The following is a 25,402-nucleotide window of genomic DNA, read 5'->3' on the forward strand; positions in this document are numbered from 1 at the left end:
GGTGTCTCGGCGTCGTCACGCTGGCTGTGCCGCGCCGCCCTGGGCGGAATCGAGGCCGTACGCGATGTTCTTGATGCGGTGCCGCTCCTCGGCGAGCCGCGCGGCGACCGGGATGGACGCCGGGTCCCCGACCACCAGCAGGTCGTACCCGCTGGCGCGGACCACGAACCGGCGCATCAGGCGATAGCTCACGTCGCCCCAGAGTCGCTGGTAGACCGGGAGGAAGACCCGGCGGTGGAAGCGGTCGGCGACCCGGCGCTCGTAGGCCGGGCCGGCCCGCCGCGACCATTTGGCGAGCGGCCCCCGCCCGATCGCCCGCAGCGCTGCCCGGGGTGCCCGGTGCACCAGGAGCTGCTCGGCCGCCACCGGCAGGTGCCGGCGGCGCAGCCGCGCCAGCTCAACCACCCGTACCCCCGGTGCGAAGCGCTGGGCCCGCCAGGCGGCCAGTTCGTCGACCACGACGGTCGCCGAACCACCGCTGGCGACCACCCGACCCGACTCCTCGGCGACGACCCGGGCCCGGTTGCCGCCCAGGGCCAGGAAGATCACCTGCGACTCAGCCATCGGCCCTCTCCTGATCCGCCGTTGCGGCCGGGACTGTTTCGCCGAACCACGCCCGCTGGTGCGCCAGCGCCACGGCTTCGTAGCCGTAGCGGTCGGCCAGCTCTCGTCGGGCCCGGTCGAGCGCCATCCCCGCGGTGAACCGGTCCCGGAGCCGCCGATACCCGGCGGCCAGGGACTCGCCGTCGTCGGCGACGTCGACCAGCTCACCCGCCGCGTCCTCGATGCCGGCCAGGCTCTCCTCGGGGCCGCCGCAACGGGTCACCAGCACGGGCATACCGGCCGCGGACGCTTCCACCACTGTCATTCCGAACGTCTCGAACTGGCTCGGGTGCACCAGCACGTCGTGCTCGCGCATCAGGCGCAGCGCCGTCTCGGGCGGCACCGCCCCGGTGAACCGGAGCGCCTCCGACAGGCCGAGCTCGGCGGCCCGCTCGGTAAGTCGGCCCTGCAACGGGCCCTCGCCCACGAAGGTCAGGGTCAACGACGGGTCCTCCGCCCGGCACAGCGCGAAGGCCTCGAGCAGCCGCAGCACACCTTTGCGGGGGATCAGCCCGCCGACGAACAACCAGCGCCGCAGCTCCGTCACCGGGGTGTCCCGGGTGGTGGCGAAGGAGACCGGGTTGGGGATGAACCGAACCTTGTCAGCGTGCTCCGGGAAGGCCGCGACCAGCGGGTCACGCACCGCGCCGCCCACCGCGAACACCCCCGCGCAGCGGCGCAGCAGTTCGTCGTACATGGCGCGAGCCTCGGGTTGCTCGAGCACCGCGTCGAGGAAGGTGGCGTGCTCGGTGACGAACACGCGGGCGTCGGGGCGGGCGTTGCGCAGCGCGGCCCAGCCGCCGGGCAGCCCGACGTGGGCGTGTACGACCTCGCTGTCGATCGGCCGGCCCCCGAGCGCCGCCCGCAGCGTCTCCTCGTGCCGGCGGGCGATCGTGGCGTAGGACAACCCGACCGCCAGCGGCACCGGCAGGTGCAGCAGCGCCGCGCCGCCCACGGTCGGTCGGGGCCGCAGCGTACGGGGGAGCAGCGCGTGGTGGGCGCGGAGGATCTCCGCCTCCTCGGCCGGCCCGAACCGGCCCGCCCACTCATCGCAGTGCAGGACTGTCATGTCCTCGCCAGGCGCGGTGGCCTCGACCATTGCCTTGACGAACGCGCCGAGGAACGGCCGCTGGGTGCTGGGATACCAGGGTGTGACGATAGCGACGCGACTGCGGAAAGGTGCCGTCACTCGAGTTGTTCCTCCCTGAGTCGCGGCAGCGGATCCATCGCTACCAGCGACGGATCCGGGTGCCGAGTCATCGACGGTGGGCCGACCGTGCCGTAGCACCTGGTGCGCTGGTCAGCCGAGCCGCTCCGCGAGGATCTCGACGACACGCTCGGCCGCGTGGCCGTCGCCGTACGGGGTGCCGCGCTCGGCGCTCGGCGCCGGGCGGGTGGCCGCTTCGATCCAGGCCGGGCGGCCCAGTGCGTCCGGATCCGGGAGGAGCCGGTTCCAGTCGCCGTTGATGGTCTCCACCCACTCGGTCTCCGGGCGCAGCGTGGTGCACGGGCGCCCAAGCAGGTACGCCTCCTTCTGCAGGCCACCCGAGTCGGTGACCACCCCGACCGAGCCGAGGACGGCGGCGACGAGGCCGCCGTAGCCGAGCGGGCGACCGACGTGCACGGCGCCCTGGTTGAGCTTCAGCCCCTGCTCCGCGGCGCGGGCCACCAGCCTGGGGTGGGCGAGCAGCGCCACCGGCACCGGCAGATCGGCCAGGGCGGCGATGAGTGCGGCCAGTCGGGCAGGGTCGTCGGTGTTGTCCGGGCGGTGCAGGGTGGCGACCAGGTACGGCTGGTCGAAGTCGATGCCGTCCGGCAGCGCGGGACGGGCGTGCTCGCCGCGCTGGACGGCGTCCCGTACCCGCAGGCAGACATCCACCATGACGTCACCGCTGAGCACCGAGCGCTCGGCGAGACCCTCGCGGGTCAGGTGGCGGAGGGCCTCCTCGGTCGGAGCGAGCAGCAGATCGGCGGCGTGGTCGGTGAGCACCCGGTTGTGCTCCTCGGGCATGCGGCGGTTGAACGACCGCAGACCGGCTTCCAGATGGGCCACCTTGATGTGCTGCTTCACCGCGGAGAGCGCGCCGGCAAGCGTCGAATTGGTGTCGCCGTAGACCAGCACCCAGTCCGGCTGCTGCTCGGCCAGCACGGGGTCGATCGCGGCCAGGACCCCGCCGGTCTGCAGGCCGTGGCTGCCGGAGCCGATGCCCAGGTGCACATCCGGGTCGGGGATGCCCAGGCCGGTGAAGAAGACGTCCGACAGGTCGGCGTCGTAGTGCTGGCCGGTGTGCACGATCACGTGTTCGTGCCCGGTGCCGGCGAAAGCGGCCGCGATCGGCGCCAACTTGACCAGTTGAGGACGAGCCCCGACAACGCTGACGACCTTCACTGAAACATCTCTCCTGCACGTCTCGACACGGTAAGCGGCGGATGCCGTCTGGCGGTCGGGCGCCGACCGTTGGTGTCCGCCGAAGCCCGGGAGCCTTCGCCGTAGGACCATACGTCACGCAGGGTCAGTCGGAACGGACGACCCAGGCGGGGCCGGTACGAGTTGTGCCGAATCCGCCCGTCGGTAGTCCCCTCCGGGGTCGCTGACCGGCGACCTCCGGCGACGCGGCAGCGGCTGCCCCGGGGCGCGCAGCATCACCCGCCGGCACGGCGCTCAGAAGATCGCGCGCAGGTACGGCACCCGGGCCGCCCCCAGGGAGACCGCGAAGGAGCCGACGATCACCACGGCGAAGGTCGCCGCGGTCGTCAGGAGCGACTCGCCCACCGGGAGCTGGGGGAAAGCGGCCTGGATCAGGGCCAATAGCAGCAGGTGCACCAGGAACACCCCGAAGGAGGCGTTCGAGAGGTCGACGATCAGCCGTCCGGTCCGCTCGCTCGGTCGCCACCGGTCGCCGAGGCTCAGGGCGACCAGGAAGAGGCAGATGGCGGCGAGCGCCACCGTTGCGCCGACGTAGCTGACCGGCAGCAGGGCCTGGAGGACGGGGAGGTCCGGCTTGGCCCCCCAGCGCCAGACCGCCTCGGCGAGCAGAGCCAGCGCGACCAGCGCGGCCACCGGTAGCTGCCAGCCCCGCAGCCGGGTGTTCCGCAACGCCCATCCGGCGAGGAAGTAGCCGACGTAGGGCCACCACATCGTCCACGCGCCGAGGTGGATCGGGCGGCTCACGCCGATCAGGCCGGCGATCCCACTGACGATGAAGGCGGCCAACGTCCAGCCGAGGGCGACCGCCGCGGTGCCGTACGCGCGGCGCTGACCGCCGGCGGCGAGGAACGCCGCCAGCACCGGGGCGACGAGGTAGAGCCCGGCGATCAGCCAGAGGAAGTAGAGGGCGGTGTAGAGCTTCCCGTCGATCAGGAGCAGGGTGAGACCCTTCCCGGTCAGTTCCTCCCCACGCAGCAGCATCCGCACCCCGAACAGGTAGATCAGGTGCCAGGCGACCAGCGCCGGGAGGACCCGGGCGAAGCGGCGGCGGTAGAAGGCGGCCGGGCCGGCCTGGTGCAGCCGGGGCGCGAGCACCAACGCTCCACTGATCATGACGAACACGGGCACGGTCCAGATCGCGCCGATGTCCACGGCTGTGGCGAGCCACCAGTTGCGGCTGCCCCGACGGTCGTCGTTCGCCACGTACGTGCCGAACACGTGGATGGCCACGACACCGCAGATGGCGAGGAGCCGCAGCACGTCGAGGCCGTACCGGCGAGGTGGCCGGCCGGCCGGCGGATTTCCGCTCGCCGTCGCCTCCGCCTCCGTCGCCTGCGCCGGGAGCGGCTCGGCGGATGGCTCGGGCTGACCGGTCTGAGATTGGGTGGGGCTGCTCACCGGCCGGATGCTAACCAGAGACGGTCCCGGAAGCCATTCGAACGCGCTGTCGACCCGCCGGGGGTCCCGCGTCGCGCCCCGCGGTCGACTATGGTGTGCGTCGCCGTGGCTGCCCAACCGGCACCTGATACGGAGCGTCGAGCGGACGGGAAGAGACGACGTGGCGCAACTGCCGACAGGCGCAGCGGAGGAGACCAGCGGGGCCGCCAGGACGGCGGTGGCGCCCGCCGTCGACGAGCCCACCCCGCCGTCCGCCCCGCTCCCGGGGTTCCGGCCGATCCTCGCACTGCTCGGCACCGCCGCCGCGCTGCTTGCCGTGCTCGCCTACGGCCTGCACCGGTCGCCTATCACGTTTGGGGTGTTCACCCACCCGCCCGTCTACGGCATCTGGGCACCCACCTGGGATCGGCTGTCGCTGACTGTGCTGCCGGCTGCGGTGCTGCTCGCCGGGACGGCCTGGCTGGTCACCTCGTCGCGGCGGATCCCGACCTGGCTGGCGCTCGGCGCGCTGATCGGCTGCGGAGTGCTCACCGCCCTGGCCGTCGGCCTGGTCCGAGGAGATCCGCACGACCTGGTTCGCGGCCTCTCGACCGGGCCAAAGTCGCCCTACTACACGTCTGACCTGCACTTCCTCGACGAGCTGGGAGTCCGCGAGTTCATTGAGCGGCACCCCCGGATGACCACGGCACTGCACTCGTACAACTCCCGCACCCATCCCCCCGGGACGCTCGTCTTCCTCTACCTGCTCTTCCGCCTCTTCGGTAGCGCGCACACGCTGCGGATCGCCACCGTGCTGGCGGCCCTGGCGCTCGCGGCGGCGGCATGCGCGTGGGCGATCGGACGGGCGCTGGGTGGTGAGCGCGCCGGGCGCATCGCGGCGGCGCTGTTCGTGGCCGCGCCGGGACCCCTCATGCTGGCCTACAGCAGCCTCGACATGACGTTCGCGCTGGTGATGAGCGCCGCTGTCGCGCTGTTCGTGCTTGCCATCCACCGACGGTCGGCGCTGGTCGCCGCGGCGGCCGGCGCGGTACTCGGGCTCGGGACGCTGCTGACGTTCGCCACCTCCTTCGTGGCCCTGGCAGCGACGTTGGCGGTGCTGGTGCAGAGCGGCAGCCTGCAGCGCGCGGCCCGGCTGCTCGGCGCGGCGCTGGCTGGCGGAGCGCTCGTCCTGGTGCTGGCCAGGGTGCTGGGCGGCTTCGACGTGCTCGCCTCGTACCGTTCCTCGCCCGGCGCCGGGCGCCCGTACGACCCGTACTGGATTATCGGCAGCCCGTCGGCCTGGCTGATCTACGCCGGGCTGCCGCTGGCCGCGCTGGGGATTGCCGGCTTGTTCTGGGCCGTTCCGGACGCCCGCCGGCCGGTCCTGCCCCTGATCCTGGTCCTGCTGATGGTCGGCTGGGCCGCCCTGCCCACCGTGTACACCAAGCTGCGCCCCGGCGAGGTGGAGCGGACCTGGGCGTTCCTCTACCCGCTGCTGGCCGCCACGGCCGGGGTGATGGTCGATCGGTGGAGCCGACGCTCTCGGCTCCCGGCGGGCGCGCTGGTGGCCGGGCTCGTCATCCTCTCGGTGGCGCAGGCGGTCCTGCTCCAGGGCCTGTGGGATAACTTGAACTGAGCGGGAGCCAGAGGTGACACCGCCCGGGCCGCCCGAGTGGGCGGTACCCGACTCGATGTCCTGATCTACTCCCGTACCCTCGGCAGGATCCCTTGGCCGGAAGGGCGACGCCCGGCAGGATCGGCGTGGCCGCGCCGAGCGGCGGATTTCAGGCGAAAGGCAGAAGAAGGCAGCATGGGACGCGAGGACACCGCCGGGGCACCAACCTCCCGTGGTCGGGTGGTCATGCTTGTCGACAACGGGGTCCACGGCGACTCCCGGGTCCAGAAGGCGGCCCGCTCGGCCGCCGACGCCGGCTGGGAGGTCATCCTGCTGGGCCGGGCTCCCGACGGCCTGCCGCGCACGTGGCAGCTGGGTGGCGCGGAGGTTCGCCTGCTCACCGTGCCCGACCTGCTGCGCCGCCGTCGGCACGAGTTCCGCCGGGTGTGGCGACGCGGTGTGCTGTCGTACCCGCCGAACGGCATCGCCCCGCACCGTGCACAGGCGGTCAAGGCCTGGCGTACGGACCTGCGGCTGCGCGAGGCCGAGCTGACCCTCGCCGCCCGTGCCGGCCACCCGGCGCCCGGCTGGCGGCGGACCGCGCTGAGGGCGGAGCACCTTGCCGCGCAGGCGGTGTCCCGCTGGGTGTCGTTCCGCTACTGGCAGCTCAGCCGGGGGCAGCAGGCGCGCAGGAAGCTCGCCGGACCCCTCGACCGGGCGTACACCCGGTTCTGGGAGGCGGCCCGGGGCGACCGTGCGTGGCGCCGGCTGGAACCCGCGCTGTGGGACTGGGAGCTGGCCTTCGGCCCGGTGATCGACGAGCTGCGCCCGGACCTCATCCACGCCAACGACTACAAGATGCTCGGCGTCGGTGCCCGAGCCACCCTGCGGGCCCGCGCCGCCGGCCGGCCGGTCAAGCTGGTCTGGGACGCGCACGAGTTCCTGCCGGGGCTCAACCCGGGATTGAGCAAGGGCCGGTGGTTGCGCGCCCAGTGCGCCCACGAGCGGGAGTACGCGCCGGTCGCCGACGCCGTGGTGACCGTCTCGGAGGCCCTGGCCGACCTGCTCCAGCGGGAGCATCGACTGCGGGAACGACCGGCCGTGGTGCTGAACGCACCGAACGTCGGCCCCGCCCCTGCCGACGCCGCGCCGGCGCCGGACCTGCGTGCCCGCTGCGGTATCGGCCCGGATGTGCCGTTGCTTGCCTACTCGGGGGCGGTGGCTCCGGTACGCGGCGTCGACGTGGCCGTGGAGGCGCTGCCGAAGCTGTCCGGGGTGCACCTGGCACTGGTCTCCCTGCCGCCGGGGAAGACCAGCACGCCGTCGATCGCCAAGCTGCTCGCCCGCGCCGCGGAGCTGGGTGTCGCCGACCGGGTGCACACGCTGCCGTACGTCGCCCACCACCAGGTGGCCGCGTTCCTGTCGGCCGCGGACGCCGCCATCAGCCCGCTGCACCACCTGCCCAACCACGAGATCGCGCTCAGCAACAAGTTCTTCGAGTACTCGCACGCCCGCCTGCCGATCGTGGTGAGTGACGTGAAGACGATGGCGGAGACGGTCCGCTCGACCGGGCAGGGCGAGGTGTTCCGGGCACAGGACGTGGACGAGTTCGTCCGGGCCGTCCGCGCGGTGCTCGGCGACCCCGGGCGCTATGTGGCCGCGTACGACCGGCCGGGTCTGTTGGACCAGTGGACCTGGGAGCGGCAGGCGGAGGTGCTGGACGGCGTGTACGCCCGGCTGTGCGGGCAGCGCCGACCGGAACCAGCCGGCCGGGCCGCGGCACTCCTGCCGAGCGGCCCGCGCTGAGCGACAGGCAGCGGACCGAACGACCGGTCGACGCCGCGACACCCGGGTCGCTCCGGGCGAGTATCGGCCGGACGTTACCGTAAACTCGCCCGGGCTTTCCGGGCACGAGACCGGCAAGGCTAGAGAGGCGAAAGATGGAGCTCGATGGTGCGCCCGCTGCGCCGGGTTCTCGTGGACGGGTTGTCATGCTTGTCGACAACGGCGTCAACGGTGACTCCCGGGTGCAGAAGGCGGCGCGTTCGGCGGCGGAGGCCGGCTGGGACGTCGTGCTGCTCGGTCGTTCGCCGGTCGGGGTGCCCCAGACCTGGCAGCTCGGTCGGGCCGAGGTGCGTCTGCTGGCCATGCCCGACCCGCTCGCGCGGCGTCGGCACGAGTTCCGTCGGGCCTGGCTGCGCTGGCCGTTGGCGTACCCGCCGAGCGGCATCGCCCCGCACCGCGCCCAGGCCGTCAAGGCGTGGCAGGCCGACCTCGCGGTACGGGCGGCTCAGCTCAAGCTGGCCGATCCCGGTGCCCCCCGCCTCGCGCTGCGCCGCCGGGCCCTGGCCGCGGAGCGGATCGTCGCCCAGGTGACCCGCAAGTGGGTCTCGTTCCGCTACTGGCAGCTCACCCGGGCCCGCACTCGGCGGAAGTTCCGCAACCCGTGGGACCGCGCCTACACCCTGTTCTGGCAGGCGGCGAAGGGCGACGGCGCATGGCGACGACTGGAGCCCGGCCTGTGGGACTACGAACTGGCGTACGGGCCGGTCATCGATGAGCTGCGGCCGGACCTGATCCACGCGAACGACTTCCGGATGCTCGGTGTCGGCGCCCGCGCCAAGATCCGCGCTGCCGTCGAGGGACGCGACATCAAGCTGGTCTGGGATGCCCACGAGTTCCTGCCGGGGCTCAAGCCGTGGCAGGACAACGCACGCTGGCTGCCGGCCCACAAGGCCCACGAGCGGGAGTACGCCCGCTACGCCGACGCGGTGATGACCGTCTCGGACGGGCTTGCCGAGCTGCTGCAACGCGAGCACGGGCTGTCCCGGGCGCCGGACGTGGTGCTCAACGCGCCGGCCGCCGACCACGGGGCACTGGACCCGGACGCCCCCGTACCGGACCTGCGGGCGCTCTGCGGCGTCGGCCCCGACGTGCCGCTGCTCGTCTACAGCGGGGCGGCGGCCCGGCAGCGTGGTCTCGACATCATGGTCGACGCCCTGCCGCAGTTGCCCGACGTGCACGTGGCGCTGGTCGTGAACAAGCCGACCGGCCCGTACGTGACAGGCGTGCTCGCCCGGGCGGCCCGACTCGGGGTCGCCGACCGGGTGCACACGCTGCCGTACGTGGCGCACTGGCAGGTGGTGTCGTTCCTGTCGGCGGCCGACGCCGGGGTGATCCCGATCCACCACTGGCCCAACCACGAGATCGCGCTGATCACCAAGTTCTTCGAGTACTCGCACGCCCGGCTGCCCCTGGTGGTCAGCGACGTGAAGACGATGGCCGGCACGGTCCGCTCGACGGGGCAGGGCGAGGTGTTCCGGGCCGAGGACGTGACGGACTACGTTCGCGCCGTGCGGGAGGTGCTTGCCGATCCCGCGCGCTACCGGGCCGGCTACGACCGCCCCGGACTGCTGGAGAGCTGGACCTGGGAGGCTCAGGCCGAGGTGATGGACGGGGTGTACCGGCGGCTGCTGCCGGACCGGCCGCGCCCCACCGCCGGCGGTCGCGGTCTCGCGAGCGAGATCCAGTCGTCGGTGGGAGCCGGCACGTGACCCCACCGGACGTGACAGTCGTCACCGCCGTCTACAACACCATGCCGTACCTGACCCGTTGCCTGACGTCGCTGATCGAGCAGACGATCGGTCGGGACCGGCTGGAGGTCGTCGCGGTGGACGATGGCTCCACCGACGGCAGCGGACGCGAGCTCGACCGTTTCGCCCGTCTCTACCCCGGCACCGTCAAGGTCATCCACCAGCCGAACTCCGGTGGGCCGGCAGCGCCGAGCAACCGGGGTCTGGAGCACGCCACCGGGCGGTACGTCTTCTTCATCGGTGCCGACGACTACCTGGGCCCGGAGGCGCTGGAACGGTTGGTGGCCGCCGCCGACCGATTGGACTCGGACGTCGTGCTCGGCCGCACCGTCGGAGTCAACAGTCGCTACATCCACCAGGCGATCTTCGAAAGCACGGAGCCGGACGTCGACCTCTTCGACTCCGCGCTTCCCTGGTCGCTGTCGAACACCAAGCTGTTCCGCCGTGAGCTGATCGAGCGGCACGGGCTGCGCTACCCGGAGGACATGCCGGTCGGCAGCGACCAGCCGTTCACGATCGAGGCGTGCGTGCACGCCCGGCGGATCTCCGTGCTCGCCGACTACGACTACTACTACGCGGTGCGCCGGCTGAATGCCCGCAACATCACCTACAAGAGCCGGCACCTGGAGCGGCTGCGCTGCGCCGAGGAGCTCGTTCACTTCGTGGCGCGGCTGGTGGAGCCGGGCAAGCGTCGCGACGCGGTGCTACTGCGGCACTTCACCCTGGAGGTCGCCAAACTCCTGGAGAACGACTTCCTGCGGCTCAACCGGGACACCCAGGACGGCGTGCGGGTCGGGGTGCGGAAGCTGGCCCAGGAGTACCTCACCGACGACATCCGGGACCGGCTGCCCATCGAATCCCGGGTCCGTCTCGCCGCAGCCCGTTACGGCGACCTCGACGACCTGCTCGCGGTGATCCGGCAGGACGCGCAGCAGGGCATCCCGCCCGCCGTGGTGGACGGCGACCGCTGGTACGCCGGCTACCCCGGCTTCCGTGAACCCCGGCTGGGCATCCCGGACCCCTGGTTCGAGATCACCGACACGGTCCCCGACTGGCTGGCCCGGTTCGACACCGTCTCTGCCGCCTACGAGGGCGGCCGGACCGGCGCGCCGGCGCTGGTCGTGACCGCGCGAAGCCCTCGCCCGGACCTCCCGACGGTCACCTCCGGGATCCAGCTGTCCGCCGGGGACTTGGCGGGCGCTACCCTCGCGGTCGAGGCGGACGCCACGGGGACGACCGTCCGGTCCCGGATACCGTTGAAGCGGGTGCTGGCCGCCATCGCCCCCGGCGGCGAGCTGCGGGTCGTCCAGGCTCAGGTGAGCGCCTTCGGGGCCACCGGGTCGGCGGCGTTGCGCGGTCCTCGGCAATCGGCGCCGCTGCGGACCGTGGTGCGTCACGGCTCCCGGCTGTACCTGTTCACCAGCACCACGAATCACAAGGGCCAGCTCGTCATCGCCGTAGCACCTGTGACGCCGCGCCGGCTGATGGCCCGCCTGCGACGCAGGCTCCCACTAGGAGGAAAGTAGTAGCCATGAACATCTCCGTCGTCGCACTCGGAAAGATCGGGCTGCCGCTGGCCGTGCAGTTCGCCGCGAAGGGGCATCGGGTGCTCGGTGCCGACGTCTCCGAGCGGGTTGTCAGCCTGGTCAACGACGGGGTGGTCCCGTTCCCCGGTGAGACCGACCTGGACGTCAAGCTCAAGGAGGCGGTCGCCGCCGGGCTGTTGTCGGCCACCACCGACACCGCCGCCGCGGTCGCCGAGTCCGAAGCCGTCGTCGTGGTCGTGCCGCTCTTCGTCGATGGCGAGGGTGTGCCGGACTTCGGCTGGATGGACGACGCGACCCGGGCGATCGCCCGTGGGCTCAAGCCGGGCACCCTGGTCAGCTACGAGACCACCCTGCCGGTCGGCACCACCCGCAGCCGCTGGGCGCCCATGCTGGAGGAGGGGTCGGGCCTCACCGTCGGCAAGGACTTCCACCTCGTGTTCAGCCCGGAGCGGGTGCTGACCGGTCGGGTCTTCGCCGACCTGCGTCGCTACCCCAAGCTCGTCGGTGGCGTCGACGAGGCGTCGGCCGCGCACGGTGTCCGGTTCTACGAGGCGGTGCTCGACTTCGACGAGCGGCCGGAACTGTCCCAGCCCAACGGCGTGTGGGACCTCGGGTCGGCGGAGGCGTCGGAGCTGGCCAAGCTGGCCGAGACGACCTACCGGGACGTCAACATCGGGCTGGCCAACCAGTTCGCCCGTTTCGCCGACACCGTCGGCGTCGACGTCACCAAGGTCATTGAGGCATGCAACACCCAGCCGTACAGCCACATCCATTCACCGGGCATCGCCGTCGGCGGCCACTGCATCCCGATCTACCCGCGGATGTACCTCTGGAACGACCCGGCCGCCACTGTGGTGCGCTCGGCCCGGGAGGCCAACGCGGCCATGCCCGACTACGCCGTCGACCTGCTCGCCGCCGCGTACGGCGACCTGTCCGGTGTGGGTGTGCTGGTGCTTGGTGCCGCCTACCGGGGCGGCGTCAAGGAGACCGCGTTCTCCGGGGTCTTCCCGACCGTCGAGGCGCTGCGCCGGCGCGGTGCCACGCCGTACGTCTCCGACCCGATGTACACCAATGACGAGCTGGCCGCGCACGGGCTGCCCGCCTACGACGGCCAGCCGATCGGCGCAGCCGTCATCCAGGCGGATCACGCCGAGTACCGCAACCTCGCCCCGGGCGACCTGCCTGGCGTGACGGTGCTTGTCGACGGCCGTCGGGTCACCGACCCGGCGCGCTGGGCGGGCGTCCGCCGAGTGGTCATCGGCGGCTGACTCCGGATCCGCTCCCGGCGGGGGTGGTCGTCGTCGACGACCGCCCCCGCCGCGCCTTCTCAGCCCTGCTGCGGCGGGTTCTCCACGTCCCGGGAGATGACCTCGCCCTTGGCGTCGACCCAGCCCTTCGGCCGGGCCGGGTTGCCGGCGACCAGCTGGTACGGCTGCACGTCCTTCGTCACCACCGAGCCGGCGGCGATCATCGCGTACTCGCCGACCTCGATGCCGCAGACCAGGGTCGCGTTCGCGCCGATTGAGGCGCCTCGCCGGACCAGGGTCGGCGTGATCGTCCAGTCCGGATTCTGCGCCCGCGGCCGAAAGTCGTTGGTGAAGACCGCGCACGGGCCGACGAAGACCTCGTCCTCGATGGTCACGCCCTGGTAGACGGAGACGTTGTTCTGGATCTTCACGCGGTCGCCGACCGTCACGGTGGCGTCGACATACACGTTGCGCCCGATCACGCAGCCCGCGCCCACCTGGGCCGATGATCGGATGTGGGCCAGGTGCCAGACCTTGGTGCCGTCGCCGACCTGGGCGCCGTCCTCGACGTCGGCGGTGGGGTGGACGAAGACCGAGGGGGCCGGTGAGGTGCTGTCAGTCATCCTTCAACTCGCATGTGTCGCAGGGCGCAGAGCGCCGTCGGTGACCCGCGCCGGCTCGGGCCGGGAACTTGGCACCGGTCGCGCGGATCGGGGCTGCCACGCCGCCCCGGGCACGGAGGTGCCGTCGGGGCGCGGGACTCGGCGTAGCATATCGACCGCTCAGCCGAGCAGCGCCGCCACCGCCTCGGCGGCCGGGGTGTCCACCGGCAACGCCTGCGCCGCCGCCACCGCCGCGACCGGCAGCGGCCCGTACAGGTGCGGGAAGAGTTGCCCGCCGCGGGACGGCTCCCAGCGCAGCGCGTCGCCCAGTCGCTCCTCCTCGACGCTGAGCAGGGTGAGACCTGTGACGCCGGTGAAGTGCCGGTGGGCGGTCTCCACCACCTGGTCGCCGGCGGAGAGGTGAATGAAACCGTCCTGCCGGTCCACCGCGGAGCCGGTGAAGGTGCCGGCGGCCCGGGCGTCGTCCCACTCGGTCGTCGGCAGCAGCTTGTAGATCATCTCCGCAGACTACGTCGGCCCGGTGGGCGTTTCGGCCGTACCGCCGCCGACCTCGGTCGCGGCCCGGCATGCTCAGGTGGAGCGGCCGTGGAGGGATGGACGATGGCGAGCTACGACGACGACTGGACCGACACCCAGCGCGGGTTGTACGACGAGTGCTACCGGGCCGGCGGCGAGTGGGCCGAGGACCCGGACACCCCGTCCGACGACGTACAGCATGTGATCAACCTGGCCGAGGCGGACGACGACGCCTTCGACGACGCCGAGATCGATTATCCGCCCCTGGTCGACGCCGTCGCCCAGGCCAGCGGCGTCAACGTCACGAGCGTGCCGGCCCGCCACGACGACCCAGGCTTCCGGGGCTTCGCCGACGGCGTCCGCGACGCGGTCGCCGACGACGTCTTCGGTCTGTAGCCGACCCGACCGGAGGCGGCCTCCCGCTCGCGGCGCCCTTCTGCCACCATTCGCAGGACGGCTGCGACGGATGGGGGCACGGTGCGGATCCTGCTGGTGGAGGACGACCGCCGGGTGGCCGCCGCGCTCTCCTCCGCCCTGACCCGCCGCGGCTACGAGGTCGAGCACGCGGCCACCGTCGCGGCGGCCCTGTCGGCCGCCCCCTGCGACCTGGTGCTGCTCGATCTGACCCTGCCCGACGGGGACGGCACCGACGTGTGTCGGGAGCTGCGTCGACGTAGCAGCCAGCTCGGCATCATCGCGGTGACCGCGCGGGGTGAGGAACGCGACCGGGTGCTCGGGCTGCGCCTCGGCGCGGACGACTACGTGGTCAAACCGTTCTCGATGGTCGAGCTGCAGGCCCGGATCGAGGCGGTGCTGCGGCGGGCCGCGAACGCGGCGCCCGAGCGGCACCTGATCGAGGCGGGGGCGGTACGCATCGACGTGGCCGCCCGCACGGTGACGGTGGCGGGGCGCGCGGTCACGCTTACCCGCAAGGAGTTCGACGTGCTGCTGTCGCTGGCCCGCCAGCCGGGGGTGGCGGTGCCCCGCGACCGCATCCTGCTCGACGCCTGGGGCACCACCTGGGCCGATCGGCACACCGTCGAGGTGCACGTCGGGTCGTTGCGCGGCAAGCTGGGCGACGCGCGCCTGGTGGAGACCGTCCGCGGGGTCGGCTACCGGTTGCGCGATGCGTGAGGGGCCGCCGTGCGCCGTCGACTGGTGATCAGTTACCTGCTGCTGATGGTGCTCGTCCTCATCGCGTTGGAGAGCCCGCTCGCCGTCACCCTGGCCAGCCGGGAGACCGAGCGGGTACGCGCCGACCGGCTCGCCGACGCCACCCGGTTCGCCTCGCTCGCCGGGCCGGCGCTGCGCGGCGGCGGGCCCGGCCCGATCGGGGCGGAGCTGCGCAGCTACGACGAGCTGTACGGGATCGGCGCGGCGGTCGTCGACCGGGACCGGGACATCGTCGTCGACTCGGCGAGCTGGCAGTCCACCGGCACCGCCATGGTGCTGGACGTCGCGTTGTCCGGGCAGCAGGCAAGTGCGCCCGAGTCGGTCTGGCCCTGGTCGGCCGGGCCGGTGGTGGTGGCGGTGCCCATCAACGACGGCGGTGAGGTCCTCGGCGCGGTGGTGATCGTGACGCCGGCCGACGAGATCCGTCGGGCGGTGGGCACCTGGTGGCTGCTACTCACCCTGGCCGGCCTGCTCGTCGTGCTGGCCTGCGTGCTCACCGCGTTCGGGCTGGCCGGCTGGGTGCTGCGCCCGGTGACCGAGCTGGACGCGGTCACCCACGAGATCGCCGAGGGTGATCGGGGTGCGCGCGTGCAGCACCGGCTCGGTCCGCCGGAGCTGCGCCGGCTCGCGGCCAGCTTCAACCACATGGCCGACGTGGTCTCCGACGTGATGGACCGGCAGCGCGCGTTCGTCGCGCACGCCAGCCACCAGCTGCGCAACCCGCTCACGGCGCTGCGCCTGCGGGTGGAGGAGCTGGGACCCAGCCTCACCGACGCGGATGGGCGCTCCGAGCACCGGCTGGCGCTGGAGGAGACCGACAGGTTGGCGCTGGTGCTCGACGCGCTGCTCACCCTGGCCCGCGCCGAACGGGAGGAGAACGAGCGCGTCACCGTGGACGCCGCCGCCGTGGCCGCGTCCCGGGTGGCCGCGTGGGCGCCGTTGGCCCGGCACCGGTCGGTGACGCTGCGGCTGGCCACCAGCGACGCCCCGGCGTACGCGCGGACCGTGCCGACCGCCGTCGACCAGGCGTTGGACGCGCTCATCGACAACGCGGTGAAGTTCAGTGGGGCGGGCGGGGCGGTGACGGTGACCGTGGCCCGCCGCGACGGTGGGGTGGTCCTGGAGGTGCGCGACACCGGCCCGGGGATGACGGAGAGTCAGCTCGGCCAGGCCACCGAGCGGTTCTGGCGGGCGCCGGACGCGCAGAACGTCGACGGCGCCGGGCTCGGCCTGACCATCGCCGCTGTGCTGGTGGACGCCTCGGACGGGCGGCTCACCATGTGGCCCGCCACGCCGCGCGGGCTGGTCGCCGGCCTGTGGTTCCCGGAGCCCTCACCGGAGCCCGAGCCGGCCCCCGAGACCGGGCCGGCGGGGGAGCCGGCGGACGAGGACGCCGCTGTCGACAGGCGCCCCGCCCCGACGCGGTAGCGGGCCGAGCAGGCCGGGTGGCCCGCCCGTCGACCGTCAGGGCTTGGCGGCCCGGTACCAGGCGGCGGCCCCGGGGTGCAGCGGCAGCGGCGCGGTGGCGATCACCGAGCGAGGGCTCATCCGCCCCGCCGCCGGATGCGCCGCGCCCAGCTCGGCCCGGCGCTCCATCAGCAGCCGGGTCACCTCCCGCACCAGCGGCTCCGGCAGGTTGGCCCGCACGATCAGGTAGTTCGGGTCGGCGACGGTGGTCACCGGGTTCATGCCGTACACCGAACGGGGAATGTCGCGGGAGACGTAGACCTGGCCGTAGCGGGCGCGCAGCGGCTCCGTCCACTCACCCAGGTCCACGATGCGGGTCGCGCTGCGCCCGGCCAGCTCCTCGATGCCTCGCACGGGCAGACCGCCGGAGAAGAAGAACGCATCGATGTGCCCCGTGCGCAGAGCCTGCACCGAGTCGTCCAGGCCGAGCCGTTCCCGGCGTACCGTGTCGCCGCCGAGCCGGGCCACCTCCAGCAGCCGGGTGGCGGTGATCTCGGTGCCCGAGCCGGCCGCGCCCACGGAGACCCGCCGCCCGCGCAGGTCGCCGACCGTGCGGACCGGGCCGCCGTCGGTGGTGACCAGGTGCAGTTGGTCGTCGTACACCCGGGCCACCGCGTCCACCGACGGGTTCAGCGCCGGGCTGCTGGGCAGCACGTCGGCCTGGGTGAAGCCCAGCTCGGCCGCTCCGGAACCGACCAGGCGGACGTTCTCCGCCGAGGCGGCGGTGATCACCACGCTGGCCCGTACACCAGGCAGCTCCCGGTTGAGGATGGTGGCGAGGGACTGCCCGAACGCGTAGTAGACGGCGGTGGGGCTGCCGGTGGCGATCCGGATCGCCATCGGCTCGGCCGGGTCGTCCCGGCAACCGGCGACGGCGAGGGCCACGACCAGCACCAGCGCCGCCGCTCCCGCACGGCGTGGACCGGCGCGACCCGAGGAGGTACGACTCACGCGGTGCACTGTGCGCGCTACGGCGGATCGGCGCAAGCCCGTACCCGTCGGTGCCGCCGAGGGGTGCCGCTCAGCAGGCCGGGCGGTGGGCCGGCCCCGCCGCCACGCCCCGGGCCGACTCCATCGACGCGCTGCGCAGGATGCGCTCCCGGTCCGGCCCGTCGGCCACGCTGACCAGGAAACAGCCGGTGCCCGGGCGGAGCACGGCCGGCACGTCGAGCACGGCCGCGCTGCGGATCAGCACGGCGGCCAACTCCCGGTCGGTGAGGCGTACGCCGAGGATGTGCCGCCGCACGTGCCGCCCGCCGGCCAGCAGCGCCGACCGCCACGCCGCCGACGCGAGCCGGGACGTCCACCGGCGGCGGGCCGGTGAGGCGCCCGGCACGGGACCGCCCAGCAGCTCCCGACGCCCCTGCCACCACCCGGCATCCACCATCCGGGCGTACGCCCCCCGGTGCTCCGGCGGCACCCAGAGTCGGTGCAGCTCGTAGCGGCGGCGCAGACCGCCGACTGTCACCTCCTGGGTGACCGGGATGTCGAGGCGGGCGAGCAGCTGCCGCATCCGCTGCGCGGCGTCCTCCCGGTTGAACTCGACACCCGGCGCGTGCGACGGCAGCGCGGCGGCCGAGCGGGCGCCGGTCGGCGGTGCCGTGCAGCGCAGCAGGCAGGCGGCCTCGAAAGCGTCGCCCAGGGTCAGCCAGTCCAGCGGGGGAGGCGTCGCCGGCGAATGGGGCCGGTCGAGCAGGGCGGGATCGCGGGCCAACTGAAGGCTCCCTTGTCGGAGTCTGGGTTCCCCTACCGTGGACCCCACGCGCCCGTTGCGGAACGCATTCCGCCCAGCCTTGAGGAAATCTTGCGGCTCCCGCGCCCCTACAGGTCGGTCACGACCAGGTCCACCTGCCGGACCCGGCCGGCGGCCACGGGCTCCTCCACGACTGTGTGCTTCAGCTCCCGCAGCGTCCCGATCAGCTCCGCGGCGGTACGCGGCCGAGCGCCGGCGATCAGCAGGTCACGAACCAGCCGTCCCTTGGTCGCCTTGTTGAAGTGGCTCACGACCGAGCGGACCGGCAGGCCGTCGACCTCCCGCTCGTGCAGCACCCGCACGGTCACCGTCCGCTCGGCCAGCTCCCCGCGCGGAGTCCAGGTGGCGGCGTACGCGCCGGAGCGCAGGTCCAGCACCGGGCCCCGACCCGCCGCGCCGGCCAGGACCGGCTCCAGCTCCTTCCGCCAGTACGCCGACAGCGCCCCGACGCCCGGCAGGCGCGCGCCGATCGGGCAGCGGTACGGGGGGATCCGGTCGGCGAGACGGACCGCCCCCCACAGTCCGGAGCTGATGAGGATCGACCGGCGGGCCGCCCGCTGTGCGGCCGACGGCAGTGTGGCCAGCTCCAGCGCTTCGTAGAGCACGCCCGTGTAGAGCCGTTCGGCCGGGGCGGTGGCCGCCGCGCGCAGCCGGGCGTTGCGGCGCAGCTCACCGCGCTGGCCCTCGCTGAGGCCGAGCGCGGCACGGGCGACCTCCTCGTCGGGGCCGGCGCTGAGGGTCACGAGCGCGTCGAGCACCCGCTCGCGGGCTGGGTTCAGCTCCGGCAGGGAGAGCTTGTCCGGGGTCCACCGCCGTCCGGTGCCGGCGTCGGCCTTCCCCTCCGAGGGCGGCAGCAGGATGAGCATCGGGTCTCCTCGGGCGGGTGGAACGGCGGCCCGGCCAGCGTACGACCCGCCGCTACCGCCAGGGCCGCACCGGTGTGTCGGGGTGGTACACGCGATAGCCGCCCACCTCGCGTACCGCTGCGGCGTCGGGCCGGTCGCCGAGCAGCCGGCGCAGCCGCCGGTCCATCGGTGAGTCGACCTCCACCACGTAGCCCGGCCGGGCTGCCCGCCCGACCTGCCGCCAGTAGGGCCGGTAGCGGTTCTGCCCGGGAGACAGATCTCCGTCGAGCACCGCGCAGACCACCGACTCGTCGGTGTTGAAGGTCAGCCGGTTGCAGGTCCAGTAGTCCCCGTACACCTCGTGGGGGCCGTCGGCGCGTAACGCGGCGGCAAGCTCCCGGGCCTGGCGTTCCTCGGTCCGCGACGCGGCGGTGCCGGTGCTCGCGAAGAGCACGGTCACCACAAGCGTCGTCGCGGTCAGCGCCGCCAGCACGGCGGTGGCCAGCGCGCCGGCCAGCCGGCCGAGCGCGCCCACCGTGCCCCGCCAGCAGGCGAGAGCCGCCACCCAGAGCGGCCAGAGCACCGCCGGCAGCGACAGTTGCAGCACCGACAGGTAGCGGGCGTTGTCCAGCGGGCTGGTCGCGGCGAGCGGGCTGCGCACGTACGACAGCAGGGTCAACGCCGCGCCGACGACAAGCGCGAGCTGCGCCACCGCCCCGACCCGCGCGCCCCGCAGCGTGCCCCCAGGCGGCGTGCCGGGTCCCGCGCTCTGCGTGCCGGGCTGCGTGTCCGCGGCCCACGTGTCGCGCGGCGTGTTCGCGGCCCGGCGGTACGCGAGGAGTGCGAGCACGGCCGCGGCCACCAGCAGCACCGGATAGAGCAGCCCGAACCACTGTTGCCACCGGCCGCACCCGTCGACCGGGCAGAGCCCGTGTGCCAGTGGCACCCCCTCCAGCAGGCCGCCGGAGATCCGGTCCGACCACTGCGGCGACGGGCCGGCCTTGGTGCTGACCTCCCGGAACACCGTCAGCGAGTCCTCACCCGGCCCGGCCCGCAGGTTGTCGACGATCATCGGTGCCACCCCGGCCACGAAGCCCGCCACCAGCAGCAGCCCCGACCAGCCGAGAAGCTCCCGCCGCACCGCCCACACCAGGGCCAGCCCGGCCACCGCCAGGTACGGCAGGATCAGCCAGTCCGACCAGGCGGCCAGCCCGACCAGGAGCCCGAACAGCGCGACTGCCAGTCGCCGATGGCGGACCGTCCCGGCGGCAAGCCCCACGGCGATCAGCAGCATCAGCAGCACCGCCGGCTTCACCTCCGGCCGGCCGCCGACAACGGTGAGCTGGTCGCGCACCACCCGCTCCGGCCCCAGCGCCAGCAGGCCGACGACGAGGACGGCGAACCACGGCGTGTAGAGCCGGCGGGTGAGCCGGTACGCGAGGTAGAGGAAGACCGCGTACAACGCGAGCATCGGCAGCCGCAGCACCGGCCAGCTCGGCCCGGCCACCGCGAGCAGCGGCGCGGCCAGGTACGACTCCAGCATGCCCATGTAGTGCTGGCCGTACAGGAAGACGGGGCGTTCGCGGCCCTGCCCGATGTGCAGGGCGGCCAGCCCGAAGGTCGCCTCGTCGCTGTTCGACACCGGCACGGTGTACAGCGTGAGGACCAGTCGGTACCCGACACCGACCAGCCCGACCAGGAGCGCGACGAGCGCCGGCCGGTCGAGTCGCGGACGCCACGGCCCGCGGTGCTGCTCTGGATGCGACACGACCACGCCCCCGTCGTCGTCCCGACCGGAGTGTTTCACGTCTGGCCCGGCGGCCGTGGTCGATCGGCTGGTCCGGTCCGGCTGGCCCGGCCCGGTTGGTAGGTCCGGCTGGCCCGGCGGCTCGCGTGGCCGTGACCGGCGACGTGTGGCAGGGTTGGCGCGTGCCACCCACACCCGCCGGCCAGCTGGCCGTGCCGAACCTGCACCGGGCCGCGCGGATCGAGGACGCCGTGCACCAGCTCGTGGAGCGTCGGTTGCGGCGCACCGGCTGGCGGATGAACATCGTGGCCTACACCGGGTACGGCCGTCCGGGTTGGGTGCGGGTGATGTGCCGGGTTTTGCTGGGTCGTCCGGACACCCGCCAGCGGGGTCGGCTGGAGAAGGTCCGGGGCTGGCGCAGCTTCACCACGCTGCCCGCCAAGCACGTGACCGTGCAGATCGAGGCCGGCGGAGTGCGGCACGAGGCCCGTGCCGATCGCAGCGGCTTCGTCGACATGCTCGTCGAGGCCGACCTGCCGCCCGGGTGGGGCACCGTCCGACTCAGCGTGCCCGACGCCGAACCGGTCGACGCGCCCGTACGCATCCTCGACCCGGACGTCAAGTTCGGCATCCTCTCCGACATCGACGACACGGTGATGGTGACGGCGCTGCCCCGGCCGCTGCTCGCCGCGTGGAACACGTTCGTCCTCGACGAGCACGCCCGCGCCGCAGTGCCCGGCATGGCGGTGCTCTACGAACGGCTGGTCACCGCCCACCCCGGCGCCCCGGTCTTCTACCTCTCCACCGGCGCGTGGAACGTCGCGCCGACGTTGACGCGGTTCCTGTCCCGGCACCTCTACCCGGCCGGACCGCTGCTGCTCACCGACTGGGGTCCGACCGCCGACAGGTGGTTCCGCAGCGGCATGGAGCACAAGCGCTCCACCCTGGCCCGGCTGGCGAAGGAGTTTCCCGACGTGCGCTGGCTGCTGGTCGGCGACGACGGCCAGCACGACCAGGAGATCTACCGGGAGTTCGCGGCCGCCCACCCGGAGAACGTCGCCGGGGTGGCGATCCGCCGGCTGTCCCCGACGCAGTCGGTCCTGGCCGGTAGCCTGCCCGCCCCTGCGGGCCGGCCGTCGTCGGGGCCGGTGGGGCAGAAGTGGCTGTCCGCCCCGGACGGCGCCGGCCTGTGGATGCTGCTGCGCGACGCCGGCCTGGTCTGACTCGCAGATACGCGAAACCCCCGGGCACCACGACGCGCGTGGGTGCCCGGGGGTTCGGTGCGTCGACTACATCAGCGAGGGCGCAGCCCAGGCGACGGTGCCGGGGGCGCCGTTGCCCGGGTAGAGGGTCATGGTGCCGTTGCTCCGGCGCCGGACCACCAGGTCGACCTTTCCGTCGTTGGTGACGTCGCCGAGACCACTCATGTCGAAGTCACGGCAGATGCCGCAGACCAGGATGCGGGGGGCCCAGGTGGGGGTTCCGCTGGCTGCTGTGTTCGGGTAGACCCACATGTCGCCGGTGCCGCTGTTGCGCATGATCAGGTCGACCTTGCCGTCATTGGTCGCGTCCTCGACGCTCACGTTGTCGTACCCGCCGCAGGAGCCACAGAGCAGGATCCGGTTGCTCCAGGTGATCGCGCCGCCGGTGGGGCCGTTGCCCAGGTACGCGTACATGTCGCCGGTGCTGTTCTCCCGGATGAAGAGGTCGGTCTTGCCGTCCCGGTTGACGTCGCCGAGATCGGATACGCCGAAGTTGAAGCAGCCGCCACAGACCAGTTGGCGGGTGGTCCAGACCGGGTCTCCGGTGGCGACGGTGTTCGGGTAGACGTACATGTCGCCGGTGCTCTTCTGGCGCATGAACAGGTCGACCTTGCCGTCGTTGTTGACGTCGGCGATGTTGAAGGAGTCGTAGCCGCCGCACTTGCCGCACACCACGATGCCGGCGTCGAACGTCAGCGTGCCGTCCAGGTTCGTCCCGCGGCGCAGCAGCACGTCACCGTTGCTCTGCATGATGAGCATGTCGGTCCGGCCGTCGCCGGTGACGTCGCGAATGTTGGGCGCGATGACCTGCTGGGCGTAGTTGCCCGGTGCGGTGGCCTCGGCCGGGTTCAAGCTTCGGTCCCAGTGCTGCACGTTGCTGATCTGACCGGAGTAGTACGAGCTCGGCGCGCCCTGGTAGCGGTAGTGGCCGATCACGAAGCGCCCGGTGCTCGGCCAGGAAACGGCGGCAGCGTGCTGCGCGGTGCCGGCCAGGTTGTTGTTGACGTACAGGGCCATCGTGCTCGTGGTCGCGTTGTAGGTCGCCACGAGGTGCGTCCACACGCCGAGCTGCGCGTTTGGCGCGCTCTTGGCCTGGTCGTACGACCAGGCGTCGCCGTCGGAGCGGGCCATCCCGAACCGCCAGGTGTTGTCGCTCTGCTCCTGCCAGAGGATGAAGCGGGCGGATCGTGCCCCCTCCTCGGAGAGGATGATCTTGCCGGCGGTGGTGGGCTTCACCCAGGCGGCGACGCTGAACGACTTGGTGGTGTCGATCAGAACGGGGCTGGCGGCGCTGACCAGGCTGCCGGTGCCGCTGGCGTCCACCCCAGTGCCGGTGGCATCGCTGTTGAGGCGCAGGTCCGGGCTGAAGAGGTCACCCTCGTGCCATTTCGCGTTGCCGGTGCCGGTGAGGGTGCTGCCGCCGGAGATGTCGACCGCGGTCGCCGCGGTCTCTCCGGCCGCGCCGCCGTTGAGCGGCCAGGTGTGCTTGGCGGTGACCAGGCCCTGCGCCTGCTGGATGGCGATGGTCGGCGTGGTGCCGAGCCCGCTCACCAGGTAGGCCGTGGTCAGGCCGTTGCCGCCGACGGTCCACAGGTCGGGGGTGCCGTCGGAGTTGGCGTCGGCGGCCCGCAGGCTCAGCGTCGCGCCGCGGTTCCAGTTGGTCGAGAGGGTGTACGGCGTGTAGGTGAGCTGGTTGGTGTCCTGGTTGTAGGCGAGGTTCTTCCAGAGGTACAGGGCACCGGTGCTGCTGTTCCAGAGGAACATGGCGGTGCCGCTGGTGAGCTGGGCGGTGGTGATGGTCCAGTTGTTCCAGTCCACGCCGCCGGTCGGGGTCAGGGTCGTGGTGCTGCCGCCGTAGTAGTAGAGGCCGGCGGCGAAGGCCATGGGGTAGTAGTTGAGGAAGTAACCGTTGGTGGCGTCGCCGCTGGTGCCGATCAGGTCCGGGATGGTGCTTCCGGTGGCTCGGGAGTCGCCGGCGTTGGCCAGTTGTAGTGGGGCGTTGCCGTTGCCGTCGAGAAGTAGCTCGCCGGAGATGCTTACCTGGTTGTTGTACGGCTGGATGACCGAGCCGTCGCCGCTGCCGCGCAGGACGATGCCGTTGCCGGCGTTGACGCCTGAGGTGTAGTAGACGAGGACGTCCTGCAGGCCGGAGCCGAAGAAGTGACCGGAGATCGCCTGGCCACCGTTGAAGTCGGACGGGTCCTCGTTGCCGGTGACGCCGTTACCGCGGGCTCCGAGGTCGTTGACCGTGGTGCGTACCGCGCCGCTGTTCATGCCCGTGCCGAGCCAGAGGCCGGACGGCAGTCCGTTGCGGGCGCCGATGGTCAACAGGTCGGCGACGCCGTCACCGGTGAGGTCCGCGTCGGCGGCCGTGGCGGCGGGGTTCGCGTTGAAGGTGACGGTGGCGGTCTCGCCGAAGTTCCCACCGGTCGACAGGCTCGTCACCGCGAGCGTGTTGGTGAACCGGGTCGGGCTCACGACCACCGTGGCGGCACCGGCGGAGGCGGCGACGCTGACCGGGGGCAGGCCGTTGAGCTGGTAGCTGTAGCTGGCCGGCTGGGTGCCGGTGCTCGGCGGCGTGATGGCGAAGCTGATCTCTTCACCGATCTGCGGCTGCCCCTGCGGCTGACTGATGTCCGGCGCGCCGGTCCGCGTGGGGTCGAAGGTGAAACTACAGGTCGCCGACCAGTCACTGGGCGTCCGGAAGTCGGTCGCCTGCACCTTCCACGAGAAGGTGGTGATGGCGCCACCGGCGGCGGCGCGAAGTGTGGCCGACGGCACGATCAGCACGCCGGTGGAGCCGGATGAGTAGGTGAGCAGGCTCGGGTTGGACGATGCCAGGGCGGTCTGCCCGGCGTCGCTGGTCTTCCAGAGCTTGAAGCTGACCCCGAGGGTGCCACCGTCGGCGTCGGACACCGGGGCGTAGAGGTAGACCGGGTTGTCGCCGATGACGGACCCGCCGGCGCAGGCGGTCCGCGGTGAGGTGGTCATGCCGGTCGGCTTGTTGGGCTTGTGGTTGTAGCGGATCTCCAGCGTGGGGCTGGTTTCGAGGAACTCTTTCCAGCTTTTCGGGTCACTGGCGTCGTTGGCGGCGACCATCCAGAGGGTTCGGGTGCCCTTCTTGGCGGCGACGTCGGTTTTGATCTGGTTGGTGATGTCGAAGGACACGCCTGTTGCGGCGCAGCCGCTGTAGCCGTAGGCGAAGCTCTTTGACGCGGCGAGAGGGCTCTTGCTCTGGTTTTCCCAGTAGTCCCAGGTGGCGTTCGACTTTGCCAGCGTGGTGGACGGGGCGTAGATGTTGACGGTCTTGTTGTCGCAGTTCCAGGACCAGGTGTTGGTGATTTTGAAGGTGGCGTCGTCGATTTCCGCGCCGGCGAGGGTGCTGTAGGGCACCGGGAAGTTGATCAGGGTTTGGGAGCGTTGTTCGCCGGAGTTGCCGACCTGCATCCGCCCGATGGGGTCGGGGGTGTTGTTCCAGTAGTTGCCGTCCTGGTTCTGATACGAGATGCTCGCCCAGCCGGACATCCTGGGACCATTTGTGCTCCAGTTGAAGCTGGGGTCGATGTAGACCGGGTAGACGGTCGCCGCATCGGTGAGCAGTGTGTG

20 protein-coding genes are annotated in these 25,402 nt (G+C 72.5%); 9 read left to right on the plus strand and 11 right to left on the minus strand.

The window, feature by feature from the left end; all coding sequences use genetic code 11:
• Window positions 1-15: 15 nt before the first annotated feature.
• The 4 genes from AB0K10_RS28805 to AB0K10_RS28820 form a co-directional block, all read right to left on the minus strand.
• Entirely contained in the window at window positions 16-564 is a 549-nt protein-coding gene (locus AB0K10_RS28805) for a hypothetical protein (RefSeq protein WP_363688616.1), read from the minus strand.
• A complete protein-coding gene (locus tag AB0K10_RS28810; protein ID WP_363688618.1) occupies window positions 557-1,792 on the minus strand; it encodes a glycosyltransferase family 4 protein in 1,236 nt (411 codons plus the stop codon). The genes AB0K10_RS28805 and AB0K10_RS28810 overlap by 8 nt, the downstream gene beginning before the upstream one ends.
• Window positions 1,793-1,903: 111 nt before the next feature.
• Window positions 1,904-2,992, minus strand: a complete 1,089-nt coding sequence (wecB, locus tag AB0K10_RS28815; protein WP_363688620.1) for a UDP-N-acetylglucosamine 2-epimerase (non-hydrolyzing) — start codon at window positions 2,990-2,992, stop codon at window positions 1,904-1,906.
• A gap of 273 nt (window positions 2,993-3,265) precedes the next feature.
• Window positions 3,266-4,429 carry an acyltransferase family protein gene (locus AB0K10_RS28820; protein ID WP_363688622.1) on the minus strand — a complete coding sequence of 388 codons (1,164 nt, stop codon included), beginning with the start codon at window positions 4,427-4,429 and terminating at the stop codon, window positions 3,266-3,268.
• 160 nt (window positions 4,430-4,589) lie between these two features.
• Between AB0K10_RS28820 and AB0K10_RS28825 the strand changes: the two genes are divergently transcribed.
• The 5 genes from AB0K10_RS28825 to AB0K10_RS28845 all read left to right on the plus strand — a co-directional run bounded on the left by AB0K10_RS28825 (window position 4,590) and on the right by AB0K10_RS28845 (window position 12,431).
• Window positions 4,590-6,044, plus strand: a complete 1,455-nt coding sequence (locus AB0K10_RS28825) for a glycosyltransferase family 39 protein (protein WP_363688624.1) — start codon at window positions 4,590-4,592, stop codon at window positions 6,042-6,044.
• Between the two features lie 225 nt (window positions 6,045-6,269).
• Window positions 6,270-7,829, plus strand: a complete 1,560-nt coding sequence (locus AB0K10_RS28830) for a glycosyltransferase family 4 protein (protein WP_363688664.1) — start codon at window positions 6,270-6,272, stop codon at window positions 7,827-7,829.
• A gap of 185 nt (window positions 7,830-8,014) precedes the next feature.
• The gene (locus AB0K10_RS28835; RefSeq protein ID WP_363688626.1) at window positions 8,015-9,577 is read left to right on the plus strand and encodes a glycosyltransferase family 4 protein; all 1,563 of its coding nucleotides are present in this window, start codon (window positions 8,015-8,017) and stop codon (window positions 9,575-9,577) included.
• A complete protein-coding gene (locus AB0K10_RS28840; protein ID WP_363688628.1) occupies window positions 9,574-11,142 on the plus strand; it encodes a glycosyltransferase family 2 protein in 1,569 nt (522 codons plus the stop codon). The genes AB0K10_RS28835 and AB0K10_RS28840 overlap by 4 nt, the downstream gene beginning before the upstream one ends.
• A gap of 5 nt (window positions 11,143-11,147) precedes the next feature.
• Window positions 11,148-12,431, plus strand: a complete 1,284-nt coding sequence (locus AB0K10_RS28845; protein ID WP_363688630.1) for a nucleotide sugar dehydrogenase — start codon at window positions 11,148-11,150, stop codon at window positions 12,429-12,431.
• A gap of 59 nt (window positions 12,432-12,490) precedes the next feature.
• Here AB0K10_RS28845 and AB0K10_RS28850 read toward each other — a convergent pair whose 3' ends face one another.
• Window positions 12,491-13,033: an acyltransferase gene (locus AB0K10_RS28850; RefSeq protein WP_363688632.1), complete on the minus strand. Its 543-nt coding sequence runs from the start codon at window positions 13,031-13,033 to the stop codon at window positions 12,491-12,493.
• Window positions 13,034-13,192: 159 nt separating this feature from the next.
• Window positions 13,193-13,531 (minus strand): DUF952 domain-containing protein, encoded by a 339-nt coding sequence (locus AB0K10_RS28855; RefSeq protein WP_363688634.1) that lies wholly within the window; start codon window positions 13,529-13,531, stop codon window positions 13,193-13,195.
• Window positions 13,532-13,633: 102 nt separating this feature from the next.
• On the opposite strand from AB0K10_RS28855, the gene AB0K10_RS28860 reads away from it, so the two are divergent.
• The 3 genes from AB0K10_RS28860 to AB0K10_RS28870 all read left to right on the plus strand — a co-directional run bounded on the left by AB0K10_RS28860 (window position 13,634) and on the right by AB0K10_RS28870 (window position 16,150).
• The gene (locus AB0K10_RS28860) at window positions 13,634-13,945 is read left to right on the plus strand and encodes a hypothetical protein (RefSeq protein ID WP_363688636.1); all 312 of its coding nucleotides are present in this window, start codon (window positions 13,634-13,636) and stop codon (window positions 13,943-13,945) included.
• A gap of 81 nt (window positions 13,946-14,026) precedes the next feature.
• Window positions 14,027-14,683 carry a response regulator transcription factor gene (locus tag AB0K10_RS28865; RefSeq protein ID WP_363688638.1) on the plus strand — a complete coding sequence of 219 codons (657 nt, stop codon included), beginning with the start codon at window positions 14,027-14,029 and terminating at the stop codon, window positions 14,681-14,683.
• A 9-nt stretch (window positions 14,684-14,692) separates the two neighbouring features.
• Window positions 14,693-16,150 carry a HAMP domain-containing sensor histidine kinase gene (locus AB0K10_RS28870; RefSeq protein ID WP_363688640.1) on the plus strand — a complete coding sequence of 486 codons (1,458 nt, stop codon included), beginning with the start codon at window positions 14,693-14,695 and terminating at the stop codon, window positions 16,148-16,150.
• 36 nt (window positions 16,151-16,186) lie between these two features.
• Here AB0K10_RS28870 and AB0K10_RS28875 read toward each other — a convergent pair whose 3' ends face one another.
• From AB0K10_RS28875 to AB0K10_RS28890, 4 genes are all read right to left on the minus strand, one after another.
• Complete coding sequence (locus tag AB0K10_RS28875; RefSeq protein WP_363688642.1) at window positions 16,187-17,140, minus strand: TAXI family TRAP transporter solute-binding subunit; 954 nt, start codon at window positions 17,138-17,140, stop codon at window positions 16,187-16,189.
• Between the two features lie 70 nt (window positions 17,141-17,210).
• Window positions 17,211-17,903, minus strand: a complete 693-nt coding sequence (locus AB0K10_RS28880) for a hypothetical protein (RefSeq protein ID WP_363688644.1) — start codon at window positions 17,901-17,903, stop codon at window positions 17,211-17,213.
• 107 nt (window positions 17,904-18,010) lie between these two features.
• On the minus strand, window positions 18,011-18,808 hold the full coding sequence (gene yaaA / locus AB0K10_RS28885; protein WP_363688646.1) for a peroxide stress protein YaaA: 798 nt from the start codon (window positions 18,806-18,808) through the stop codon (window positions 18,011-18,013).
• A 52-nt stretch (window positions 18,809-18,860) separates the two neighbouring features.
• A complete protein-coding gene (locus AB0K10_RS28890) occupies window positions 18,861-20,594 on the minus strand; it encodes a hypothetical protein (RefSeq protein WP_363688648.1) in 1,734 nt (577 codons plus the stop codon).
• 122 nt (window positions 20,595-20,716) lie between these two features.
• Here AB0K10_RS28890 and AB0K10_RS28895 point away from each other — a divergent pair, with 122 nt between their 5' ends.
• A complete protein-coding gene (locus AB0K10_RS28895) occupies window positions 20,717-21,757 on the plus strand; it encodes a phosphatase domain-containing protein (protein ID WP_363688650.1) in 1,041 nt (346 codons plus the stop codon).
• 66 nt (window positions 21,758-21,823) lie between these two features.
• Here AB0K10_RS28895 and AB0K10_RS28900 read toward each other — a convergent pair.
• A partial coding sequence (locus AB0K10_RS28900) for a LamG-like jellyroll fold domain-containing protein (protein ID WP_363688652.1) occupies window positions 21,824-25,402 on the minus strand: 3,579 nt, incomplete at its 5' end.

Origin of the sequence: Micromonospora sp. NPDC049274 (assembly GCF_040678875.1) — a bacterium.
Taxonomy (GTDB): domain Bacteria; phylum Actinomycetota; class Actinomycetes; order Mycobacteriales; family Micromonosporaceae; genus Micromonospora.

What these genes read in the sequence shown, in the direction of transcription:
- AB0K10_RS28855 (WP_363688634.1), bottom strand. Translation starts at nt 13,531, where the DNA reads ATGATCTACAAGCTGCTGCCGACGACCGAGTGGGACGACGCCCGGGCC.
- AB0K10_RS28860 (WP_363688636.1), top strand. Translation starts at nt 13,634, where the DNA reads ATGGCGAGCTACGACGACGACTGGACCGACACCCAGCGCGGGTTGTAC.
- yaaA (WP_363688646.1), bottom strand. Translation starts at nt 18,808, where the DNA reads ATGCTCATCCTGCTGCCGCCCTCGGAGGGGAAGGCCGACGCCGGCACC.
- AB0K10_RS28835 (WP_363688626.1), top strand. Translation starts at nt 8,015, where the DNA reads ATGCTTGTCGACAACGGCGTCAACGGTGACTCCCGGGTGCAGAAGGCG.
- AB0K10_RS28805 (WP_363688616.1), bottom strand. Translation starts at nt 564, where the DNA reads ATGGCTGAGTCGCAGGTGATCTTCCTGGCCCTGGGCGGCAACCGGGCC.
- AB0K10_RS28830 (WP_363688664.1), top strand. Translation starts at nt 6,270, where the DNA reads ATGCTTGTCGACAACGGGGTCCACGGCGACTCCCGGGTCCAGAAGGCG.
- AB0K10_RS28850 (WP_363688632.1), bottom strand. Translation starts at nt 13,033, where the DNA reads ATGACTGACAGCACCTCACCGGCCCCCTCGGTCTTCGTCCACCCCACC.
- AB0K10_RS28845 (WP_363688630.1), top strand. Translation starts at nt 11,148, where the DNA reads ATGAACATCTCCGTCGTCGCACTCGGAAAGATCGGGCTGCCGCTGGCC.